General features: G+C 32.8%; 13 protein-coding genes. 7 read left to right on the top strand and 6 right to left on the bottom strand.

The genetic code is table 11. The annotated features are described in order from the left end of the window. Positions 1–205: 205 nt before the first annotated feature. Both JHL18_RS18115 and JHL18_RS18110 read left to right on the top strand, forming a co-directional pair. Positions 206–1,048, top strand: a complete 843-nt coding sequence (locus tag JHL18_RS18115; protein ID WP_200271841.1) for a fumarate hydratase — start codon at positions 206–208, stop codon at positions 1,046–1,048. Positions 1,049–1,060: 12 nt separating this feature from the next. Further along, the gene (locus JHL18_RS18110) at positions 1,061–1,618 is read left to right on the top strand and encodes a Fe-S-containing hydro-lyase (RefSeq protein ID WP_200271839.1); all 558 of its coding nucleotides are present in this window, start codon (positions 1,061–1,063) and stop codon (positions 1,616–1,618) included. A gap of 245 nt (positions 1,619–1,863) precedes the next feature. Here JHL18_RS18110 and JHL18_RS18105 read toward each other — a convergent pair whose 3' ends face one another. Beyond that, positions 1,864–2,721, bottom strand: coding sequence for a YitT family protein (locus JHL18_RS18105; protein WP_200271837.1), 858 nt, complete (start codon positions 2,719–2,721; stop codon positions 1,864–1,866). Between the two features lie 306 nt (positions 2,722–3,027). Between JHL18_RS18105 and JHL18_RS18100 the strand changes: the two genes are divergently transcribed. Further along, positions 3,028–3,186, top strand: a complete 159-nt coding sequence (locus JHL18_RS18100; RefSeq protein WP_200271835.1) for a hypothetical protein — start codon at positions 3,028–3,030, stop codon at positions 3,184–3,186. Between the two features lie 148 nt (positions 3,187–3,334). After that, the gene (gene galE / locus JHL18_RS18095) at positions 3,335–4,342 is read left to right on the top strand and encodes a UDP-glucose 4-epimerase GalE (protein ID WP_200271832.1); all 1,008 of its coding nucleotides are present in this window, start codon (positions 3,335–3,337) and stop codon (positions 4,340–4,342) included. A 111-nt stretch (positions 4,343–4,453) separates the two neighbouring features. Here the strand turns inward: galE and JHL18_RS18090 are convergent, their stop codons facing one another. Then, the gene (locus tag JHL18_RS18090) at positions 4,454–6,031 is read right to left on the bottom strand and encodes a putative ABC exporter domain-containing protein (RefSeq protein WP_200271830.1); all 1,578 of its coding nucleotides are present in this window, start codon (positions 6,029–6,031) and stop codon (positions 4,454–4,456) included. 1 nt (position 6,032) lies between these two features. Next, positions 6,033–6,731, bottom strand: coding sequence for an ABC transporter ATP-binding protein (locus JHL18_RS18085; RefSeq protein WP_200271828.1), 699 nt, complete (start codon positions 6,729–6,731; stop codon positions 6,033–6,035). A 558-nt stretch (positions 6,732–7,289) separates the two neighbouring features. On the opposite strand from JHL18_RS18085, the gene JHL18_RS18080 reads away from it, so the two are divergent. The 3 genes from JHL18_RS18080 to JHL18_RS18070 all read left to right on the top strand — a co-directional run bounded on the left by JHL18_RS18080 (position 7,290) and on the right by JHL18_RS18070 (position 11,396). After that, complete coding sequence (locus JHL18_RS18080) at positions 7,290–7,646, top strand: arsenate reductase family protein (RefSeq protein ID WP_200271826.1); 357 nt, start codon at positions 7,290–7,292, stop codon at positions 7,644–7,646. Positions 7,647–8,020: 374 nt separating this feature from the next. After that, on the top strand, positions 8,021–10,252 hold the full coding sequence (locus tag JHL18_RS18075; protein WP_200271824.1) for a ribonucleoside-diphosphate reductase subunit alpha: 2,232 nt from the start codon (positions 8,021–8,023) through the stop codon (positions 10,250–10,252). 109 nt (positions 10,253–10,361) lie between these two features. Then, positions 10,362–11,396 (top strand): ribonucleotide-diphosphate reductase subunit beta, encoded by a 1,035-nt coding sequence (locus tag JHL18_RS18070; protein ID WP_200271822.1) that lies wholly within the window; start codon positions 10,362–10,364, stop codon positions 11,394–11,396. 326 nt (positions 11,397–11,722) lie between these two features. Here JHL18_RS18070 and JHL18_RS18065 read toward each other — a convergent pair whose 3' ends face one another. The 3 genes from JHL18_RS18065 to JHL18_RS26630 all read right to left on the bottom strand — a co-directional run bounded on the left by JHL18_RS18065 (position 11,723) and on the right by JHL18_RS26630 (position 17,941). Further along, positions 11,723–13,138 (bottom strand): aspartate ammonia-lyase, encoded by a 1,416-nt coding sequence (locus tag JHL18_RS18065; RefSeq protein WP_200271820.1) that lies wholly within the window; start codon positions 13,136–13,138, stop codon positions 11,723–11,725. Positions 13,139–13,600: 462 nt separating this feature from the next. Beyond that, entirely contained in the window at positions 13,601–14,668 is a 1,068-nt protein-coding gene (locus JHL18_RS18060; RefSeq protein WP_200271969.1) for a glycosyltransferase, read from the bottom strand. A gap of 228 nt (positions 14,669–14,896) precedes the next feature. Beyond that, a complete protein-coding gene (locus tag JHL18_RS26630) occupies positions 14,897–17,941 on the bottom strand; it encodes a BclA C-terminal domain-containing protein (protein WP_200271818.1) in 3,045 nt (1,014 codons plus the stop codon). Positions 17,942–18,196: the final 255 nt, after the last annotated feature.

The raw sequence follows: 18,196 nt of genomic DNA, 5'->3' as shown, positions 1-18,196 counted from the left end.
GATATAATAGATTATAATTTCATTCTCAGCATAATATGCTAAGAATTATAATTTATATTTAAAAACATATAAACAAATAAAGCACTTCAATACTTAAAATCAAAATAGCTGTTTAGTATATTTAAGAAATTTTATTTTAATATGAAGTGTTAATTTAAGTAATATGTTTTAAATAATTCTTATTAATATACTTGGGGAGGTTAATATGAAAGAAATACATATTACACAGATAATAGATTCAGTGAAACAATTGTGTATATCCTCAAACTATTATCTTGGAGAGGATTTAAGGAATAGTTTAGAAGACGCTAGAAAAAAAGAGAGTTGGCCAATAGCTAAAAATATTTTAGATAATATTGTGATAAATTCAGATATTGCTAAAAATGAAAGTATGCCAATATGTCAGGATACAGGTATGACATGTGTGTTTGTGGAATTAGGTCAAGACGTACATATAACTGGGGGGCTTCTTGAGGATGCAATAAATGAAGGGGTAAGAAGAGGGTATGACGAAGGATTTTTAAGGAAGTCTGTAGTCGAAGATCCTATAATGAGAGTTAATACTAAGGATAATACTCCAGCAGTAATTTATTATGAAATAGTAAGTGGAGATAAAATGAAAATTACTGTTGCACCTAAAGGTTTTGGATCAGAAAATATGAGTGCAATAAAAATGTTAAAGCCATCAGATGGTATAGATGGGGTGAAAGAATTCGTATTAGAAACCGTTAGAAAAGCAGGTCCTAATCCATGTCCACCAATAGTGGTTGGAGTTGGTATTGGAGGAACATTTGATAAGGCTGCTAATTTAGCTAAGAAAGCACTAATAAGAAATATAAATGAAAGCAATTGCAATAACTACTATGCTGATTTAGAAAAGGAACTTTTAGAAAAAATTAATGAGCTTGGAATAGGACCTCAAGGGTTTGGTGGAAAAACCACGGCGTTAGGTGTAAATGTTGAGGTATATCCAACACACATTGCAGGACTGCCAGTGGCAGTAAATATTAATTGTCATGCTACTAGACACGCTGATATAGAGTTATAGGAGGAAAATCAATTGGAAAAGAAGATAATCATGCCATTAACTAACGACAAGGTCTTAGATCTAAAGGCTGGAGATACCGTGCTTATTAGTGGTACTATATATGCTGCAAGAGATGCTGCACATAAAAAGCTTATCGAATTGATAGAAAACAATGAAGAGTTGCCTATTGATGTTAGAGACTCAGTTATTTATTATGTAGGACCTACTCCTGCTAAACCAGGTGAGGTAATAGGCTCTGCTGGTCCAACAACTAGCTATAGAATGGATGCATACACTTCCAAGCTTTTAAACTTAGGACTTAAAGGTATGATTGGCAAGGGTCTAAGAAGTAATGAAGTGGTTGAAAGTATAATAAAAAATAAAGCTGTATATTTTGGTGCTATAGGAGGAGCTGGCGCTCTTATTTCTAAATGTATAAAGAAAAATGATATTGTCGCATATGAAGAACTTGGAGCAGAGGCCATAAGGAGATTGGAAGTAGAGGATTTACCTGTTGTTGTTATAATAGATAGCGAAGGTGATAATTTGTACGATATAGGTCAAAAGAATTACTTAGATAGTATTAAATGAAGAGCTAGATATAACTGGGCTTATGTTAGTTCTAAAATTAACATCCATTTAAAAGTTTATCACTTATATAAATTTTAATAAGTTTTATTCATAAAAAATACTAAAGTAAAGATATTTTAGATTATTAATTGATTAAGAAGATAAAACAGAACTCATATATATATAACTAAAAATATACCTAATTGTATGAGCAAATAGATAAAGGGAATTTCTATAATAAAATGTATAGAAATTCCCTTTATCTATTAGAGATTTTTAAACCCTTTTCCTCGAACTTCTGAAATATCAATTATGGTTACAAAGGCTTTAGGATCTACTAGATGAATTGTGTTTTTTAATTCTATCATTTGTCTAGTGGTCACAATGCAGTAAAGCATCTTCTTTCTATCATGGGTATATTCACCTTCAGCGAATAGTGAGGTAACACCTCTATGTAAGTCATTAATTATATAGTCTATTACATCTTTTTCTCTTTCAGTAAGTATGAGAAGTAGGTTTTTTCTTGATAAGCCTCTTAGCATAACATCTAATACATAGCTTTGGATAAACATTGATATTAAAGTATATAGAGCTTTAGGAATACCGAAGAAAAAAGCTCCTACTGCAACTATAACTAGATTAAGAGTAAAACCTAATTTTCCTATATTAAAATTGGAATATCTCTTTCTAATAAGCATTGTAATTATATCTGTGCCGCCAGTAGATCCGCTTCTTGAGAATACTAATCCAAATCCTATTCCACATAATACACCACCGTAGATACAATAAAGAAGAATATCATCAATCACTATAATTTTTGAAAATGGAGAGGTAATTATCAGTGATATAGATAATGATACCATTCCTATTGCAGAATACAGTGTAAATTTCTTGTCCAGTTTAATGTAGCTAACTATAAATAAAGGCAAGTTTATTAAGAATACAGAAAAACCTGCATTGAAGCCTTTCAAGTATTGGATAATTAGTGCTACCCCAGTAGCTCCACCACTAAGAAGCCTTGCGTGGGTTAAAAATAAGTTTATGCCTAAAGATGATATAAAGCAACCTGTTACTATTATTAAAATATCAAGTATGTAAGATTTTTTCGTTCTTATGTAGTCCATTTTAAAATCCTCTCACCAAAAGATAAATGTTTTACATGAAGATTATATAAGAATAACTGTATTATGTAAAAAGTATAATAACCTATAAAAGCAAATTACAAGTTTTTATTCATGATTTAATAAAAAATGCTATAAATTCTTCATTATTCCTTATAAACCCTAGTATACAGTATTGTGTATTAATATATACATAAATATAAATAACTTAAGAATGATTAATTTATACAATAATAGACAATATTTATGTTGTGATATAGAATATAAATTGGGTAATTAAAAATATTTAGTTGAATTGAGGAATAAAATATGAGAATTAAGCTTCCTGGAACTATGAAAACTAAAATTATATTATTGCTAATATTAGTTTTTCTAAGTATAGGGATTTTAATAAAAGAAGGAATTGCAAACAGTAAACATACTGATAATAAAGCTACTATCGAGAATCAAACTATTAAATTAAAGTAAAAAAGGATTTAGAGTAATATGTACATTTTGGAAATTGGTTTAAAATTAATTTACAAAAGAAATTAATTATGTAGTGGTTTGTAACATTATTGTAATGTAATACAGTATGATAATAAATTAAAATATAATATGTAGGAGGGGATAATTTATGAAAGTATTAGTGACAGGTGGAGCAGGATACATAGGTAGCACAATATGCTCTGCTCTTATTGATAATGGACATGAACCCATAATATTAGACTCATTAGTAACAGGAAGAGAAGAATTCACAAAAGGGAAGATATTTTATAAGGGAGATATAGCTGATAAAAATCTCTTGGAGAAGATATTTACTGATCATCCAGGTATTCAGTATACAATACACTGTGCAGCACTAATTGTTGTTCCTGAATCTGTAGAAAGCCCTTATGAATATTATAGAGAAAATGTAGGTAAATCATTAGAATTATTTCATACATTGAATAGATTAGGTTGTAAAAATGTAGTTTTTAGTTCATCAGCATCTATATATGATGATGTGGCGAACTTCATGGTTACCGAAGAGGCACCACTAAATGCAAGAAGCCCGTATGCGAGAACAAAATATATGATGGAAATGGTACTAAAAGATTTCTGTTTTGCATATGGAATGAGAGGTATAGCCTTAAGATACTTTAATCCAATAGGAGCAGATCCTAAAATGCGTTCAGGGGTACACGTTCAATTTCCAAGTCATGTATTAGGTAAGTTAGTTGATGTTGCCCTTGGAAATGATCCTGTATTTAAAATAACAGGTGTTAATTGGGATACAAGAGATGGCTCAGGAATTAGAGATTTCGTACATGTTTGGGATTTAGCACTTGCACATGTTAAAGCTGTTGAAAGATTTGAAGAGGCATTTAAGGACTCAGCTGCTATAGATAATTATCTAGTTATAAATCTTGGAAGTGGCGATGGGATTACAGTAAAAGAACTAGTTAAAGCTTTTGAGAATGTGTATGGTAAAGAAATAAATAAAGAAGAAGCGATGCCAAGACCTGGAGATGTACCAGGATCTTATGCAAATACTGATAGAGCAAAAAGATTACTTGGATGGCAAGCACAAATGTCTATAGAACAAGGTATTGCTGATGCATTAAAGTGGGGAGAAATAAGAGAAACAATAATTAAATATTAAGATATACAAAGCGATATTTAATATAAAAGCATAAAAATACAGTCTATAAATTATAATGATTTATAGACTGTATTTTTAATTTTAAAGATTATTAATTGTAGTATATAAGATTTAATCTAATTCGATATGCTTCAGAATTCCCTTAGATAATTGGAGTATAACTACTGATGCAAACAAGTTCCAGATAAGAAATGCAAAGTATATTGCATAATGACCTAAGAAGGATAATTCATTTGCGATAACAGCAGCTCCTATTATTCCAGGAAGAACATAAAGTACTATTGAGAAAAACATCAAAAGTCCTCTAATTGCATCGGAATTTATGCCACCAAACAATCTTAAATTAAGTACTGACCCATAAGTAAATACAAAGCCAAATGATATATATACAAGGATACAAAGTATTGCATCAAGTGGATTGGCTTTTATTATTATTGCTAAAGTTAAGAAGACTATAGCACTGTCTGAGACATATTTTAATATTGAAGATAATGTGGCCCAGAATATTTTCTTATCATCACTATCTGGTATTAAAAATATATAGGGTTTTACAATCTCAAAATTAAACTTAGAAGAAAAATTAGATATACAGCCCATGTATATAGTAAGGTATAGGAATATAGTTATATCCTTTATAGGAAAGAATAGGCCATAACCTATTGCGCCGATAAGTAACATACCGGTATACATATTAACAAGGCCGAAACCTGTCTTTCTATACTCTAATAAGTGCTTTCTGAAGATAGCTTCTCCAAACATACTATCATATTTATAAGTAACTTTTCTGGTTTTCCTTTTTCTCTTGCCATCAAGCATAAAATCTGCGGATTTCATTTGTTTAGTTTTTATGTTTTTCATAGTTTCATTTAATTCAGATTTATCTAATACATCTTCATAGAAATCTAGGTTCAAATTATAAAGTATAAATACTATCATAACTAGTACTAAAAGTAATAAGCCAAGATAAATAAATAATGAATAGTTTAAACCATTAAAGCATTGAGTTATAATAGCCTTGACCCAGCCGATTATAGGAATGTAATCTAATCGAGGATCGCTATACATTGATGTAAGATATACTAATAAATTATTCCTATGATTATAGCCGTTATAAGTTGTATAGAGAACTAAAATAGCAGCAAAAACTTGGACTACTACTTGTAATATATTTTTTAAATAAGCTTTATTAGAGCAAATACTATAAATCAATACCGAAACAAATGATAAGATAATGAAAAATAGTATATATGTTAGTAGAAGCACTACTACACCTAAAGGTGCAAATTTGAACCAGTTAATTAAATTTGGTATTTGAAATAAAATAAATAAGGATGTAATAAAGGTAGTTTGTATCTCTTTAATAAATCCATACATAAGTATATTTTGTGGACTCAATGGAGAAGTAAAAGCAAAATTTACATCACTCATGAGAAAGGATGAACTTCTTTTCTGTGCTCCAAAATATACTGTTGTAAGAATAAATACTATAGTAACTAGTGTTGATATGCCTATGAAGTAAGCAGATGGTGTGCTCTTCATATCGGACTTTTTAGCTATAAATGGTGCAATAACACAATAACCAAGTAAAAGTACATAAAATAAAATTGGTATTAATTTTGAAGGTTTTCTTTTTATAAGCTTTATATTGTTAATAAAGCTTCTTCTCAATATATATAAAAGAGGAGACATATTACTTTTCCTCCGTGAATTCAAAGAATATATCTTCTAGAGATTCATTAGATTCATCAAGTTCACTTTTACTCTTGGATATTATTATTTCTCCATTTTTCATTATCAATATTCTATCCCATAACTCTTCCATACTATCTAGTAGATGAGTACTTATTAGTATTGATACTCCATCGTTCTTTAGATCAGAAATTAAGTTCTTTAATTCTTTGATAGCTTTTGGATCTAGTCCAATCATAGGTTCATCGAAAAGTACTACAGAAGGATTTGTTATTAAAGCACAAATTATGCTTACTTTTTGCTGCATACCCTTGGACAATTCTTGAGCGAGCTTTTCTTTTTTATCAAGCATATCAAAGGTTTTAAGCAATTCCTCAGCTCTTGCATCATAATTTCTTATTCCATAAGCTTTTGCCATGAAATGAATATGTTCTTCTACAGTTAGTAGGGGGTAGAGAGAAGGTAGTTCAGGAACATAACCAAAAAGGCGTTTTCCTTCAACAGATTTATTAACCTTGCCGCATATTTTTATTTCACCGTCATATTTCAGCAAGCCTGCAATAGATTTTAAGGTAGTAGACTTACCAGCGCCATTAGGTCCAACCAATACTGCTATTTCCCCCTTATTTATCGTAAAGTTTATATTCTTAGCTGCTTCTAATTTATTATATTTTTTATTTAAGTTTATCACTTCTAACATGCTATTCCTCCTTGAAATAATGAACTAATATTTCGTAATAAGATATCTATTTTAAATAGGGCGTATAAATAAAGTTACTATATCTGTAGGTATAAGAACACGTATACATTGTACCATTAAATTCCAAAAAATTCTCTATTATCAATAAAACTTAAGAGAATTTTAAGATGTTTTAAATAAATATGCTTTTATATAAAATATTGTTAAAATAATAGTTATGAACATTAATATATAAATTTATATTACAGCAAAGCTGTATAAGTTATTTCTAACATTATGATGGCACAATAAATATTGAAACAGAAGGAGATATGTTTACGGTCTACATAAGCATTCCTAAAGATATAGAGTAAAGAGATCATAAGTCTCTTTACTTTTTTCTTAGGGTATTTTAATATAGTTTATAAACAAATAGTAATTACCTAAGCTTTTTAACTTTTCTTTTAATAATAAAGCGGGTGTAAGGTAAATTTAAATATAGTTCATTAATATAGTTAAGTAATTTTAATTCAAGAAGTTTAATTATAAAAATAGCATAATCATTGGGAGGAAATCAATATGTCAGTTACATTTATACAATATCCAAAGTGTAGTACTTGTAGAAAAGCTAAAAAGTGGCTTCAAGATAATAATATAGAGTTCAATGAAAGAATTATTAATGAAGATAATCCTAAAAAGGAAGAACTAAGCAAGTGGATAGAAAACAGTGGATTACCAATAAGTAAGTTTTTCAATACTAGTGGAAGACTTTATAAAGAGCTTAATATTAAGGATAAAGTAAAGACTGCTTCCAGTGAAGAACTTATTGAACTTTTAGCTTCAGATGGAATGCTGGTGAAAAGACCAATACTTCTAAAAGGTGATTTAGTTTTAGTTGGTTTTAAAGAAGATCAATGGGAAGAAAAAATAAAATAGTTTTAATTAAGAATAGAGGTGTAGACCTCTTTTTTTATTTTTATCAACTGTATGTTGAGACAGAGGATTAACAAGACACAATGAAGATAACTTGTTTTCTCAGAGAGAAGTATAAAATTTTTATAACGGGTAAACCTATTAATTTCAATTGACTGGAATAGTTTTTTAGAAGTTAGTCTTGTAAAAATGGTTGAGTAAGGAAAAAGAAGAAAAAATGAAATGTATACAATAAAGGTATATTATTTTAGCTATTTTGGGAAAAAAGTAATTTTACAAACTAATTGTTTGGTTATTATAATATATAAGACAATATATTGTGTTATTGAGAATAGAATATTAATAAACATACTATATATTGTGGGAGGAGAAATGCTATGAAAAATCTATCAGAATTGTGTGATATAGCGCTAAGTGCTATTAATGGGGATAAAGAGGTATATTCAAATAAAAAATTTGTAGATTCATTAGAACATATAATAAGAGAAAATATCAGTTATAATGATATGATAAATTCTGCAATACAAGTTTGCCTAGAGCTTACTACTGAAGAAGAACCAAAGTGGCTTAATGGAGCAGCTAAGCTATATATAGTAAGATTATATGATAATGTAAGAGCTAACAGAGGAATGGATAAAGAAGCAGACCCTTATAAAAACTTTTATGATTTTGTTTCTGAGCTTACTGAAAAAGGGCTTTATGGAAAATATATTTTGGAAAACTACTCAAGAGAAAATATAGATGAATTAGAAAAATATATGAGTCCAGAAAGAGACCTTCTATTTACATACAGTGGTATAAGTTTGCTTGCTAAAAGATATCTAATTCAAGATTTTAATAGGAAGCCACTTGAATTACCACAGCAAATGTTTATGGGAATAGCTATGCATTTAGCAATACCAGAAAAAGATGATAAAAGGGTTTATTGGGCTAAAAGATTTTATGATGTACTTAGTTCATTAAAAGCAACAATGGCTACTCCGACAATGTCAAATGCCAGAAAGCCATTTTATCAATTAAGTTCGTGTTTTATAGATACAGTAGAGGATAGTTTAAAAGGTATATATAAATCTCTAGATAACTTTGCAGAGGTATCAAAGTTCGGTGGAGGAATGGGTATATACTTCGGTAAAGTAAGAGCATTGGGATCATCAATAAGAGGGTTTAAAGGCGCTTCAGGAGGGGTTATACCTTGGGTGAAGCTTTATAATGATACAGCTATAGCTGTTGATCAACTTGGTGTTAGAAATGGAAGTGTATCTATTTGGCTTGATGCATGGCATAGAGATTTACCTGAATTTCTACAACTAAAGACTAATAATGGCGATGACAGAAAAAAAGCTCATGATGTGTTTCCTGGTATATGTTACCCTAATTTATTTTGGAAACTAGCAGAAGAAAAGATAGATAGCAATTGGTATTTGATGTGTCCACATGAAATAAGAACAGTTAAAGGTTATTCTCTAGAAGACTTTTATGGAGATGCCTGGGAAGAAAGATATTGGGACTGCGTCAACGATGAAAGAATTGAAAAGAAAGTAATGTGTATAAAGGATATTGTCAGACTTATAATAAAGAGTGCAGCAGAAACAGGAACACCATTTGCATTTTATAGAGATGCTGCTAATATGATGAATCCTAATAAGCATAAAGGAATGATATATTCATCTAACCTTTGTACTGAAATAATGCAAAACATGAGTGCTATGGATATCCTTCAAGAAGAAATAATTGATGATAATGGAGATAAAATAGTAATTGAGAGAACTAAGTCAGGAGATTTTGTTGTATGTAATTTATCTTCAGTGGTTTTAGGAAATGTTGATGTGACAAACGATGAAGAACTAGAATACATAGTAGAAACTCAAATAAGAGCCATGGATAATGTAATTGATCTAAATTACTATTCAGTTCCTTTTGCTGAGATTACAAATAAAAAATATAGAGCTATAGGACTAGGAACAAGTGGTTATCATCACATGCTTGCTAACAATAAGGTATCATGGACTAGCGATTACCATATGGAATTTGCAGATAAAGTATATGAAAAGATAAATTATTATGCTATAAAGGCTTCCATGAATATATCTAAAGAAAAAGGAACATATCCGCACTTTGAAGGTTCTGATTGGAAAACTGGAGACTACTTTAGAATTAGAAATTATGAATCACAAGAATGGATAGAATTAGCACAAGATATAAAGAAATATGGTATGAGAAATGGATATCTATTAGCTGTAGCACCAAATGGATCTACAGCAACTATTGCAGGAACTTCAGAAGGAATAGATCCAGTTATGTCTAGATTTTGGATGGAAGAGAAAAAAGGTAGTATAACTCCAAAAATAGCACCAAATCTTTCGGAAGATAACTATTGGTACTATAATTCAGCATATAATATCGATCAGGCATGGTGTGTTAAGCTTAATGGAGTAAGACAAAGACATATTGATCAAGGGCAGTCATTTAATCTTTATATAACGACTAATTACACAATGAGACAGATAATGAATCTTTATATAGAAGCTTGCAAATCAAGTGTGAAAAGTATTTATTATGTTAGATCAAAATCGTTGACAGTAAGTGATTGTGAAAGCTGCTCAGCTTAAAGAGAAATAGTTTTTTCAATAATTATAGTTATGAAGATTTAATTTATGTAGATTATTGCTAAAAGAGCTTCAGTTAGAAAATACAGATGCAATAGGGAGGAAATTATATATGGCTATCAATAAGAAACCTCTGTTTAATGAAAATGGAGATACTGAAATCTCAAAAAAGAGAATGATAAATGGAAATACAACAAATCTTAATGATTTTAATAATATGAAATATACTTGGGTATCTGATTGGTATAGGCAGGCTATGAATAACTTTTGGATACCAGAAGAGATTAACTTAGCTCAAGACTTGAAAGATTATCCAAAGCTGACTGATGAAGAAAGAGTAGCGTATGATAAGATACTATCATTTTTAATATTTCTTGACTCAATACAGACAGCTAACCTTGGGAATATAAATAATTATATAACAGCAAGTGAAGTAAATCTATGCTTGACCATACAAGCTTTTCAAGAAGCAGTACATTCACAAAGCTATAGTTACATGTTAGATACAATATGTCCACCGGAAAAGAGAAATGAGATATTATTTCAATGGAAGGATGATAAGATACTTCTTGAGCGTAATAAGTTCATCGGCGATTTGTACAATAATTTTGTTGAAAATCCAACTGAAGAAACTTTCTTAAAAACTATAATGGCAAACTATATTTTGGAAGGAATTTACTTTTATTCTGGATTTATGTTTTTCTATAACTTAGAGAGAAATGGCAAGATGCCAGGATCAGCTCAAGAAATAAGATACATAAATAGAGATGAAAATACCCATCTTTGGTTGTTTAGAAATATAATAAGAGAACTACAAAGAGAAGAACCTCAAATGTTCACAGAAGAGTTAGTAGAAGAGCTAAGAGAAATGGTGAGAAATGGTGTGGAAAATGAAATAGCTTGGGGACATTATGTAATAGCTGATGGTATACAAGGTCTGAATAAAAAAATGATACATGACTATATAAAATATTTAGGAAACATAAGACTTAATGATATAGGCTTTAAACCTTTATATGAGGGATATGACAAGAATCCATCTACATGGGTAGATATATATGCTGATGCTAACTCAGTTAAGACTGATTTCTTCGAAGCAAAATCAACAGCTTATGCTAAAGCAGGGGCATTAATTGATGATCTGTAAGAATATTGATTTGTAATTAGGGATAGATATAGGATTCCATTACCAATGCTTAAGTTACGCATGTTCCAAAATCATGTGAATATTACTTTTAGCATGTATAAGTTAATAGTTGAGATATGAACTCGTTATTATTAATAAAAGTAAAAGACAAAGGAATTATCGAATCCTTTGTCTTTTTATTATGAATATGATTAAAAGTGTTAGTGAAATTAAGTGTTTATGCAGGAGATGCTATATGCGCAAGCTCATTAAAGCATCGGATGAATAACCACTTAATTTCAACATGGTTCTTTAGCAGTGATTATATTATTAATAAGGTAAGGAATTTATGAAACATCACGTATACTGTCTTTTAGTTCTGCTGGTTTAATTAATTGAGAGGGATCAAGCATTGTATCGATCTCTTCCTTAGAATAAATGGCTTCACTATATAAAATTTCTCTAATTGATTTGTCTTCTCTTAATGCTTTTTTAGCAAGTTCACAGGCTTTGTCATAACCGATAAATGGAACTAAGGAAGTCACTAAAGCAGTTGATTTTTCTAAATTCTCAATACAAATCTTTTCGTTAACTAATATATCGGCAATACATTTTTCTCTAAATAATACAGCAGCTTTTTCTAGAAGTTCTAAAGATTCTAGTATACTTTCAGCTATTAGTGGAATAAATGCATTAAGTTCTAACTGCCCAGAGGATGCAGCCATTGTTATCGCAGTATCGTTAGCGACTACTCTCATAGATATTTGGCCTACCATCTCAGGAATTACGGGATTTACTTTGCCGGGCATTATTGATGATCCTGCTTGGCGAGCTGGAAGTATAATTTCTCCAAAGCCACCTCTTGGACCGGAATTTAGAATTCTAAGATCATTAGATATTTTGATTAGGCTTGATGCACAAATCTTCAAAGCACTGGATACCTCGACAAAGACATCAGTATTTTGTGTACCATCTATGGAACATTCACAGCTTCTTACATTAAGTTTTGTAAGTGATCTTAAGGTATCTGATATTATAAAGATATATCTATCGCTTGAGTTTATGCCAGTGCCTATAGCTGTTCCACCGATATTTATATTTTTAAGATTTTCTTCAGTTTTACGGATTCTATATAAATCTCTTTCTAAGGCTTTAGCATATGCTCCAAATCCCTGCCCAACAGTCATTGGTACTGCATCCATTAACTGAGTTCTGCCAAGACGAAAAATTTGAGAAAATTGATCTTCCTTTAATTCTAATGCTTCTTTAAGGTTATTTATTTCATTTACTAGTTTTCGAACCTTTTTTATGGTGACTATTTTTAGGGCTGTAGGGCAGACATCATTGGTAGACTGAGACATATTGACATCATTTAATGGATGAATGATATTGTAATCTCCTTTTTTACCACCAATAATTTCGATGGCTCTATTAGCAATTACTTCATTAACATTCATATTTATTGAAGTACCTGCGCCGCCTTGAAAAGCACTTACTTTAAATTGATCATCAAATATACCATCAATAATCTCTTCACTAGCCTTTATTATAGCATCTGCTTTTTGCTCACTTAATTGTTCAAGCTTCATATTTGTTATGGCAGCAGCTTTTTTTACCAAAGCTATCTCTTTTACAAAATCTATATTTACAGATTTACTGTATAGGTCAAAGTTTTCTAACGCACGAACGGTATTTATACCATAGTATTTAGAGTTATCAATCTCTTTTGAGCCAATTAAGTCTTTTTCTATTCTATATTCCATAATATTAACCTCGCTATAAGTTTTTTCTTTAATTAAATAAGACAATATAATGCATAATTAATATCTATTAAAACCTTTGGCCAAAGATTTATTATAAATTTAAAATTGTTGATACAAGTGTTATTAGTGATTTTATGTGTATATGACTTTAAAGAATAAAAAAAAGGTGCCTTCGCCTATAAGCGAAAACACCTTTGTTTTACATGAATTATAATATTCTTATATTCATATATTTGTCAATACAATTTAAGACCGATAGAAATATATATAGTATTTTCGATACGATTTCATTGATAAATGTATAAAATATAATACACAAAGTGGAAAATCTGATATTTATAGTTGTAAAAAAATATAATAGTAATATTTTTTGACCTGATTATATAAAAGATTATTATCTTGTCAAGTAGCTATATAAATATATTTAATAGGATTTAGCTTATAAATGTTGAGTAGAGTCTTTTAATTATCATTGCTTTTCTTTAGTCCTATAGATTCAAAGTATTGTCTATTATACAAAACTCTATGATCATTAGGAGAGTAGTTATAAGCTGTTTCGTTATGCTCAAAAGCTTTTTTATGGTCTCCAAGTCTATCATAACAAACACAAAGCTGTAGGTGAGGTAACCAAGTCCAAGAGGCTTCATTGAAGAAACCTAAGCTATTACTTGGTTTTTTTAATTTGGTGGCCAGTTCATACCAAAATATCGCTTGTTCTAGTTTATTTTCACATAAGTATGAAAAGCCAATCCTACAACAAGCTTCCGCCCTAGGTAAATCGTACTGAAAACTTCTGAAGGCATATTGACGAGCTTTTTCGAATTTACCTTCACCTTGATAATAATCTGTAATATTTGAACAAACTCTTATATTATCTTCGTACCATCCGAAGCCATCATCTAAGAATTTGTTATAATTTAGCAAAGCTTCTTCAAACTCACCATGATCATAAAGTTCATGTGCATAATATAATAAATCTCTCGGCGTGAATTCTATTCCTTCTTTTAGTTTGGATCTAAAGATTTCAATGTTCCTATTTGGAGTGGATTTTATTTTTTGATGTGTTACACTTATATCGCTGTTAATTATATTTCCATACACTTCTAAGTATTCGTGAATGAAGCCTTTCCACACAAAATTTCTTTCTCTTTTAACAAGTCTATTACGTCTGTAAGATGATGCTGGATTACCGTATTCATCTATGCCTATATTATATTTCATTGTTACTGAGTCAACAGTAGGATCTAAATTGCTCTTTAAGTCTTTAAGCTTTTCTATATCTCCAGGTAAAAATACATCATCTGCATCTAGCCATAGGATATAATCTTTAGTGGCCTTGCTAAATGCATAATTTCTTGCTGCAGAAAAATCATCAATCCATTTAAAATCATAAATAGTACTACTATGTTTTTCTGCTATATCCTTTGTTTTATCAGTGGAGCCTGTATCAACAAGTATGATTTCGTCAACTATGTCTTTTACGCAATCTAAACATCTTGCTATAGTAAGTTCCTCATCTTTAACTATCATACACAAACTAATACTTATACTTTTACTCAAGAAAACTACCTCATTTCATATATAAATATTTTTATTAAAAGATAAATTATAGTTATAAAATCTTTTAATATAATATGTTGAAAAATTCTTTTTGTTCATGTCGATAGTAAAGCACTTGAGTCTTGAAAGTGCATTTTATAAATTAATTTAAAATGCACCCCAAGGTCATAGATACCTTGAGGTACAAAATATTAATAATTATCTTAAACGAATTATTGAAAGCGAAGCACCGGCTCCACCACTAATTAAAGTAGCTGCACCTAAAAGCCCAAATAGCTGGAGAGTAATAGTAGAGTTAGTAGTTAAGTCAACTATTATATTATTAGTAAATGATGAGGATGATAAAATGGGAGCAACAGTAGATGCTGTATTTGGTGATCCATTTATTATCAATCTAGAGCTAATGGCTAAAGCAGCAGTTAAATTAATATTGTAAGTGATATAATAAGCTCCAGCATTAGAAACGGTAAAAGTGGTATTAGTACCATCTATACTAATTCCTGGGCCTATATTTTGGCTGTTTGGCAAGGAAACAGAACTTCCTCCTAATATAACTGGTATTACGGAACCACTGGTATTTGCTGCAAAGGCTGAATTTGCTGTTAGGGAAGTACCAGTTGCGCCGGTAGGTCCAGTAGGACCGATATCACCGGCAGCACCTGTCAAACCAGTAGGACCAGTAGGACCAGTAGGACCGATATCGCCAGTGGCTCCAGTCAAACCAGTAGGGCCAGCAGGTCCGATATCACCGGTAGCACCAGTCAAACCAGTAGGGCCAGTAGGACCGATATCACCAGTGGCTCCAGTCAAACCTGTAGGACCAGTAGGTCCGATATCACCAGTTGCACCAGTTAAACCAGTAGGGCCAGTAGGTCCGATATCACCAGTAGCGCCTGTTAAGCCAGTAGGTCCAGTAGGACCGATATCACCAGTTGCGCCAGTTAATCCAGTAGGACCAGTAGGTCCGATATCACCGGCAGCACCAGTTAATCCAGTAGGACCAGTAGGTCCGATATCACCAGTGGCTCCAGTTAAACCGGTAGGGCCAGTAGGACCGATATCGCCAGTTGCGCCAGTTAATCCAGTAGGACCAGTAGGTCCGATATCACCGGCAGCACCAGTTAATCCAGTAGGACCAGTAGGTCCAATATCACCAGTGGCACCAGTCAAACCAGTAGGGCCAGTAGCGCCTGTTAAGCCAGTAGGGCCAGTAGGACCGATATCGCCAGTGGCTCCGGTCAAACCAGTAGCACCAGTAGGACCGATATCACCAGTAGCGCCAGTCAGGCCGGTAGGACCAGTAGGTCCGATATCACCGGTAGCACCAGTTAAGCCAGTAGGACCGATATCACCAGTAGCACCAGTTAAGCCGGTAGGACCAGTAGGTCCGATATCACCTGTAGCTCCAGTTAAACCGGTAGGACCAGTAGGTCCGATATCACCAGTGGCACCAGTTAAGCCAGTAGGACCAGTAGGCCCAATATCGCCAGTGGCGCCAGTCAAGCCGGTAGGACCTGTAGCTCCGGTAACACCAGTTAATCCAGTAGGACCAGCAGGTCCAGTAACACCGGTAGCACCAGTTAAGCCAGTAGCACCGGTAGGACCAGTAGGACCGATATCGCCAGTGGCTCCGGTCAAACCAGTAGCACCAGTAGGACCGATATCACCAGTAGCGCCAGTCAGGCCGGTAGGACCAGTAGGTCCGATATCACCAGTAGCACCAGTTAAGCCGGTAGGACCAGTAGGTCCGATATCACCTGTAGCTCCAGTTAAACCGGTAGGACCAGTAGGTCCGATATCACCAGTGGCACCAGTTAAGCCAGTAGGACCAGTAGGCCCAATATCGCCAGTGGCGCCAGTCAAGCCGGTAGGACCTGTAGCTCCGGTAACACCAGTTAAGCCAGTAGGACCAGCAGGTCCAGTAACACCGGTAGCACCAGTTAAGCCAGTAGCACCGGTAGGACCAGTAGGACCGATATCGCCAGTGGCTCCGGTCAAACCAGTAGCACCAGTAGGACCGATATCACCAGTAGCGCCAGTCAAACCAGTAGGGCCAGCAGGTCCAATATCACCAGTGGCACCAGTCAAACCAGTAGGTCCAGTAGGACCAGTAACACCGGTAGCACCAGTTAAGCCAGTAGGACCGATATCGCCAGTGGCTCCAGTTAAACCGGTAGGTCCAGTAGGACCGATATCGCCAGTGGCTCCGGTCAAACCAGTAGGTCCAGTAGGACCGATATCACCAGTTGCGCCAGTAGGGCCAGTAGACCCGATATCACCGGTAGCACCAGTTAAGCCAGTAGGACCGGTAACTCCGGTAGCACCAGTTAAACCAGTAGGACCAGTAGCTCCGATATCACCAGTAGCACCAGTTAAACCGGTAGGACCAGTAGGTCCGATACCACCAGTGGCACCTGTTAAGCCAGTAGGACCAGTAGGCCCAATATCGCCAGTGGCGCCAGTCAAGCCGGTAGGACCTGTAGCTCCGGTAACACCAGTTAATCCAGTTGAACCTGAAGGACCAGTAACACCGGTAGCACCAGTTAATCCAGTAGGACCAGTAGGACCAGTAACACCAGTAGCGCCTGTTAAGCCAGTAGGACCAGTAGGTCCGGTAACACCCGTAGCGCCAGTCAAGCCGGTAGAACCTGTTGCTCCAGTAGCACCAGTTATACATGTTGATCCTGTTGGTACACAGTTAGAATATCTTATTACAAGTAAAGGTCTCCTATTTGATATTTGATATTTTGATGATCTAAAGCCTATAAGAGACTGATGATTGTTTTCTAATCCAAGTAATGTTATTCCAAAGTTAGGAATTATTCTATTGTACCAATTTGAAACGAGCCCAGTAATATCTACAGAAATGAAGTTGTTTATATCGAAATCTGTTATTGTAGCATAATAAGGTGTAATTCCTATATTAGGAGCATGATTCCAGGTGGTCTCACACTGAGAAAAATTATTTAAATTCGAATAAACTTGTACAACTTGAGGTGATAGTTGAGCATCTACCTTTTGTTTCTTAAATACAAAAAGATTCAATTTAGCTTCTAATATTGTTTTGCCAGATGGAATACTTTGAGCAATATCGAATTTTAGTAAACTCCTAAGGTACGTGTGGTTGAAGGCATTGCCTTCAGTTAACCCTATATATAGATCTTGACTGCAGCAATGGTTATTATTTGGGGAATAGCTATCTATAAAAGTATCCTGAGTAGGATTAATCTTTATTATGGGCACATAATCCTCTCCTTTATATTAAATTAATTACAAAATATCTGTAACCCAAAATATAATATGTAACTTGACTGATATGTGTACTTAAAACAATGATAAGTATTAGAGTAGGTTAGTTTCATAATGCATATTTAAGAAAAGTTTAAGATTACTGTAAGATAATATTAATCTTTTTAATATATCATAGAAGTATATAAGATTAATAAATGAAAGAGGAGTATATTTATGAATAAGTACAGTAGTCAAAGTGGTAATATT

Origin of the sequence: Clostridium yunnanense, from assembly GCF_016595795.1 — a bacterium.
Lineage (GTDB): Bacteria > Bacillota > Clostridia > Clostridiales > Clostridiaceae > Clostridium_AR > Clostridium_AR yunnanense.
The sequence above is the reverse complement of the archived record's forward strand: the minus strand, read 5'-3'. Positions and strand labels throughout refer to the sequence as shown.

Excerpts from the sequence above, each read along its gene's own strand:
- JHL18_RS18115 (WP_200271841.1), top strand. The coding sequence starts at position 206 with ATGAAAGAAATACATATTACACAGATAATAGATTCAGTGAAACAATTG.
- JHL18_RS18105 (WP_200271837.1), bottom strand. The coding sequence starts at position 2,721 with ATGGACTACATAAGAACGAAAAAATCTTACATACTTGATATTTTAATA.
- JHL18_RS18100 (WP_200271835.1), top strand. The coding sequence starts at position 3,028 with ATGAGAATTAAGCTTCCTGGAACTATGAAAACTAAAATTATATTATTG.
- galE (WP_200271832.1), top strand. The coding sequence starts at position 3,335 with ATGAAAGTATTAGTGACAGGTGGAGCAGGATACATAGGTAGCACAATA.
- JHL18_RS18090 (WP_200271830.1), bottom strand. The coding sequence starts at position 6,031 with ATGTCTCCTCTTTTATATATATTGAGAAGAAGCTTTATTAACAATATA.
- JHL18_RS18085 (WP_200271828.1), bottom strand. The coding sequence starts at position 6,731 with ATGTTAGAAGTGATAAACTTAAATAAAAAATATAATAAATTAGAAGCA.
- JHL18_RS18080 (WP_200271826.1), top strand. The coding sequence starts at position 7,290 with ATGTCAGTTACATTTATACAATATCCAAAGTGTAGTACTTGTAGAAAA.
- JHL18_RS18075 (WP_200271824.1), top strand. The coding sequence starts at position 8,021 with ATGAAAAATCTATCAGAATTGTGTGATATAGCGCTAAGTGCTATTAAT.
- JHL18_RS18070 (WP_200271822.1), top strand. The coding sequence starts at position 10,362 with ATGGCTATCAATAAGAAACCTCTGTTTAATGAAAATGGAGATACTGAA.
- JHL18_RS18065 (WP_200271820.1), bottom strand. The coding sequence starts at position 13,138 with ATGGAATATAGAATAGAAAAAGACTTAATTGGCTCAAAAGAGATTGAT.
- JHL18_RS18060 (WP_200271969.1), bottom strand. The coding sequence starts at position 14,668 with ATGATAGTTAAAGATGAGGAACTTACTATAGCAAGATGTTTAGATTGC.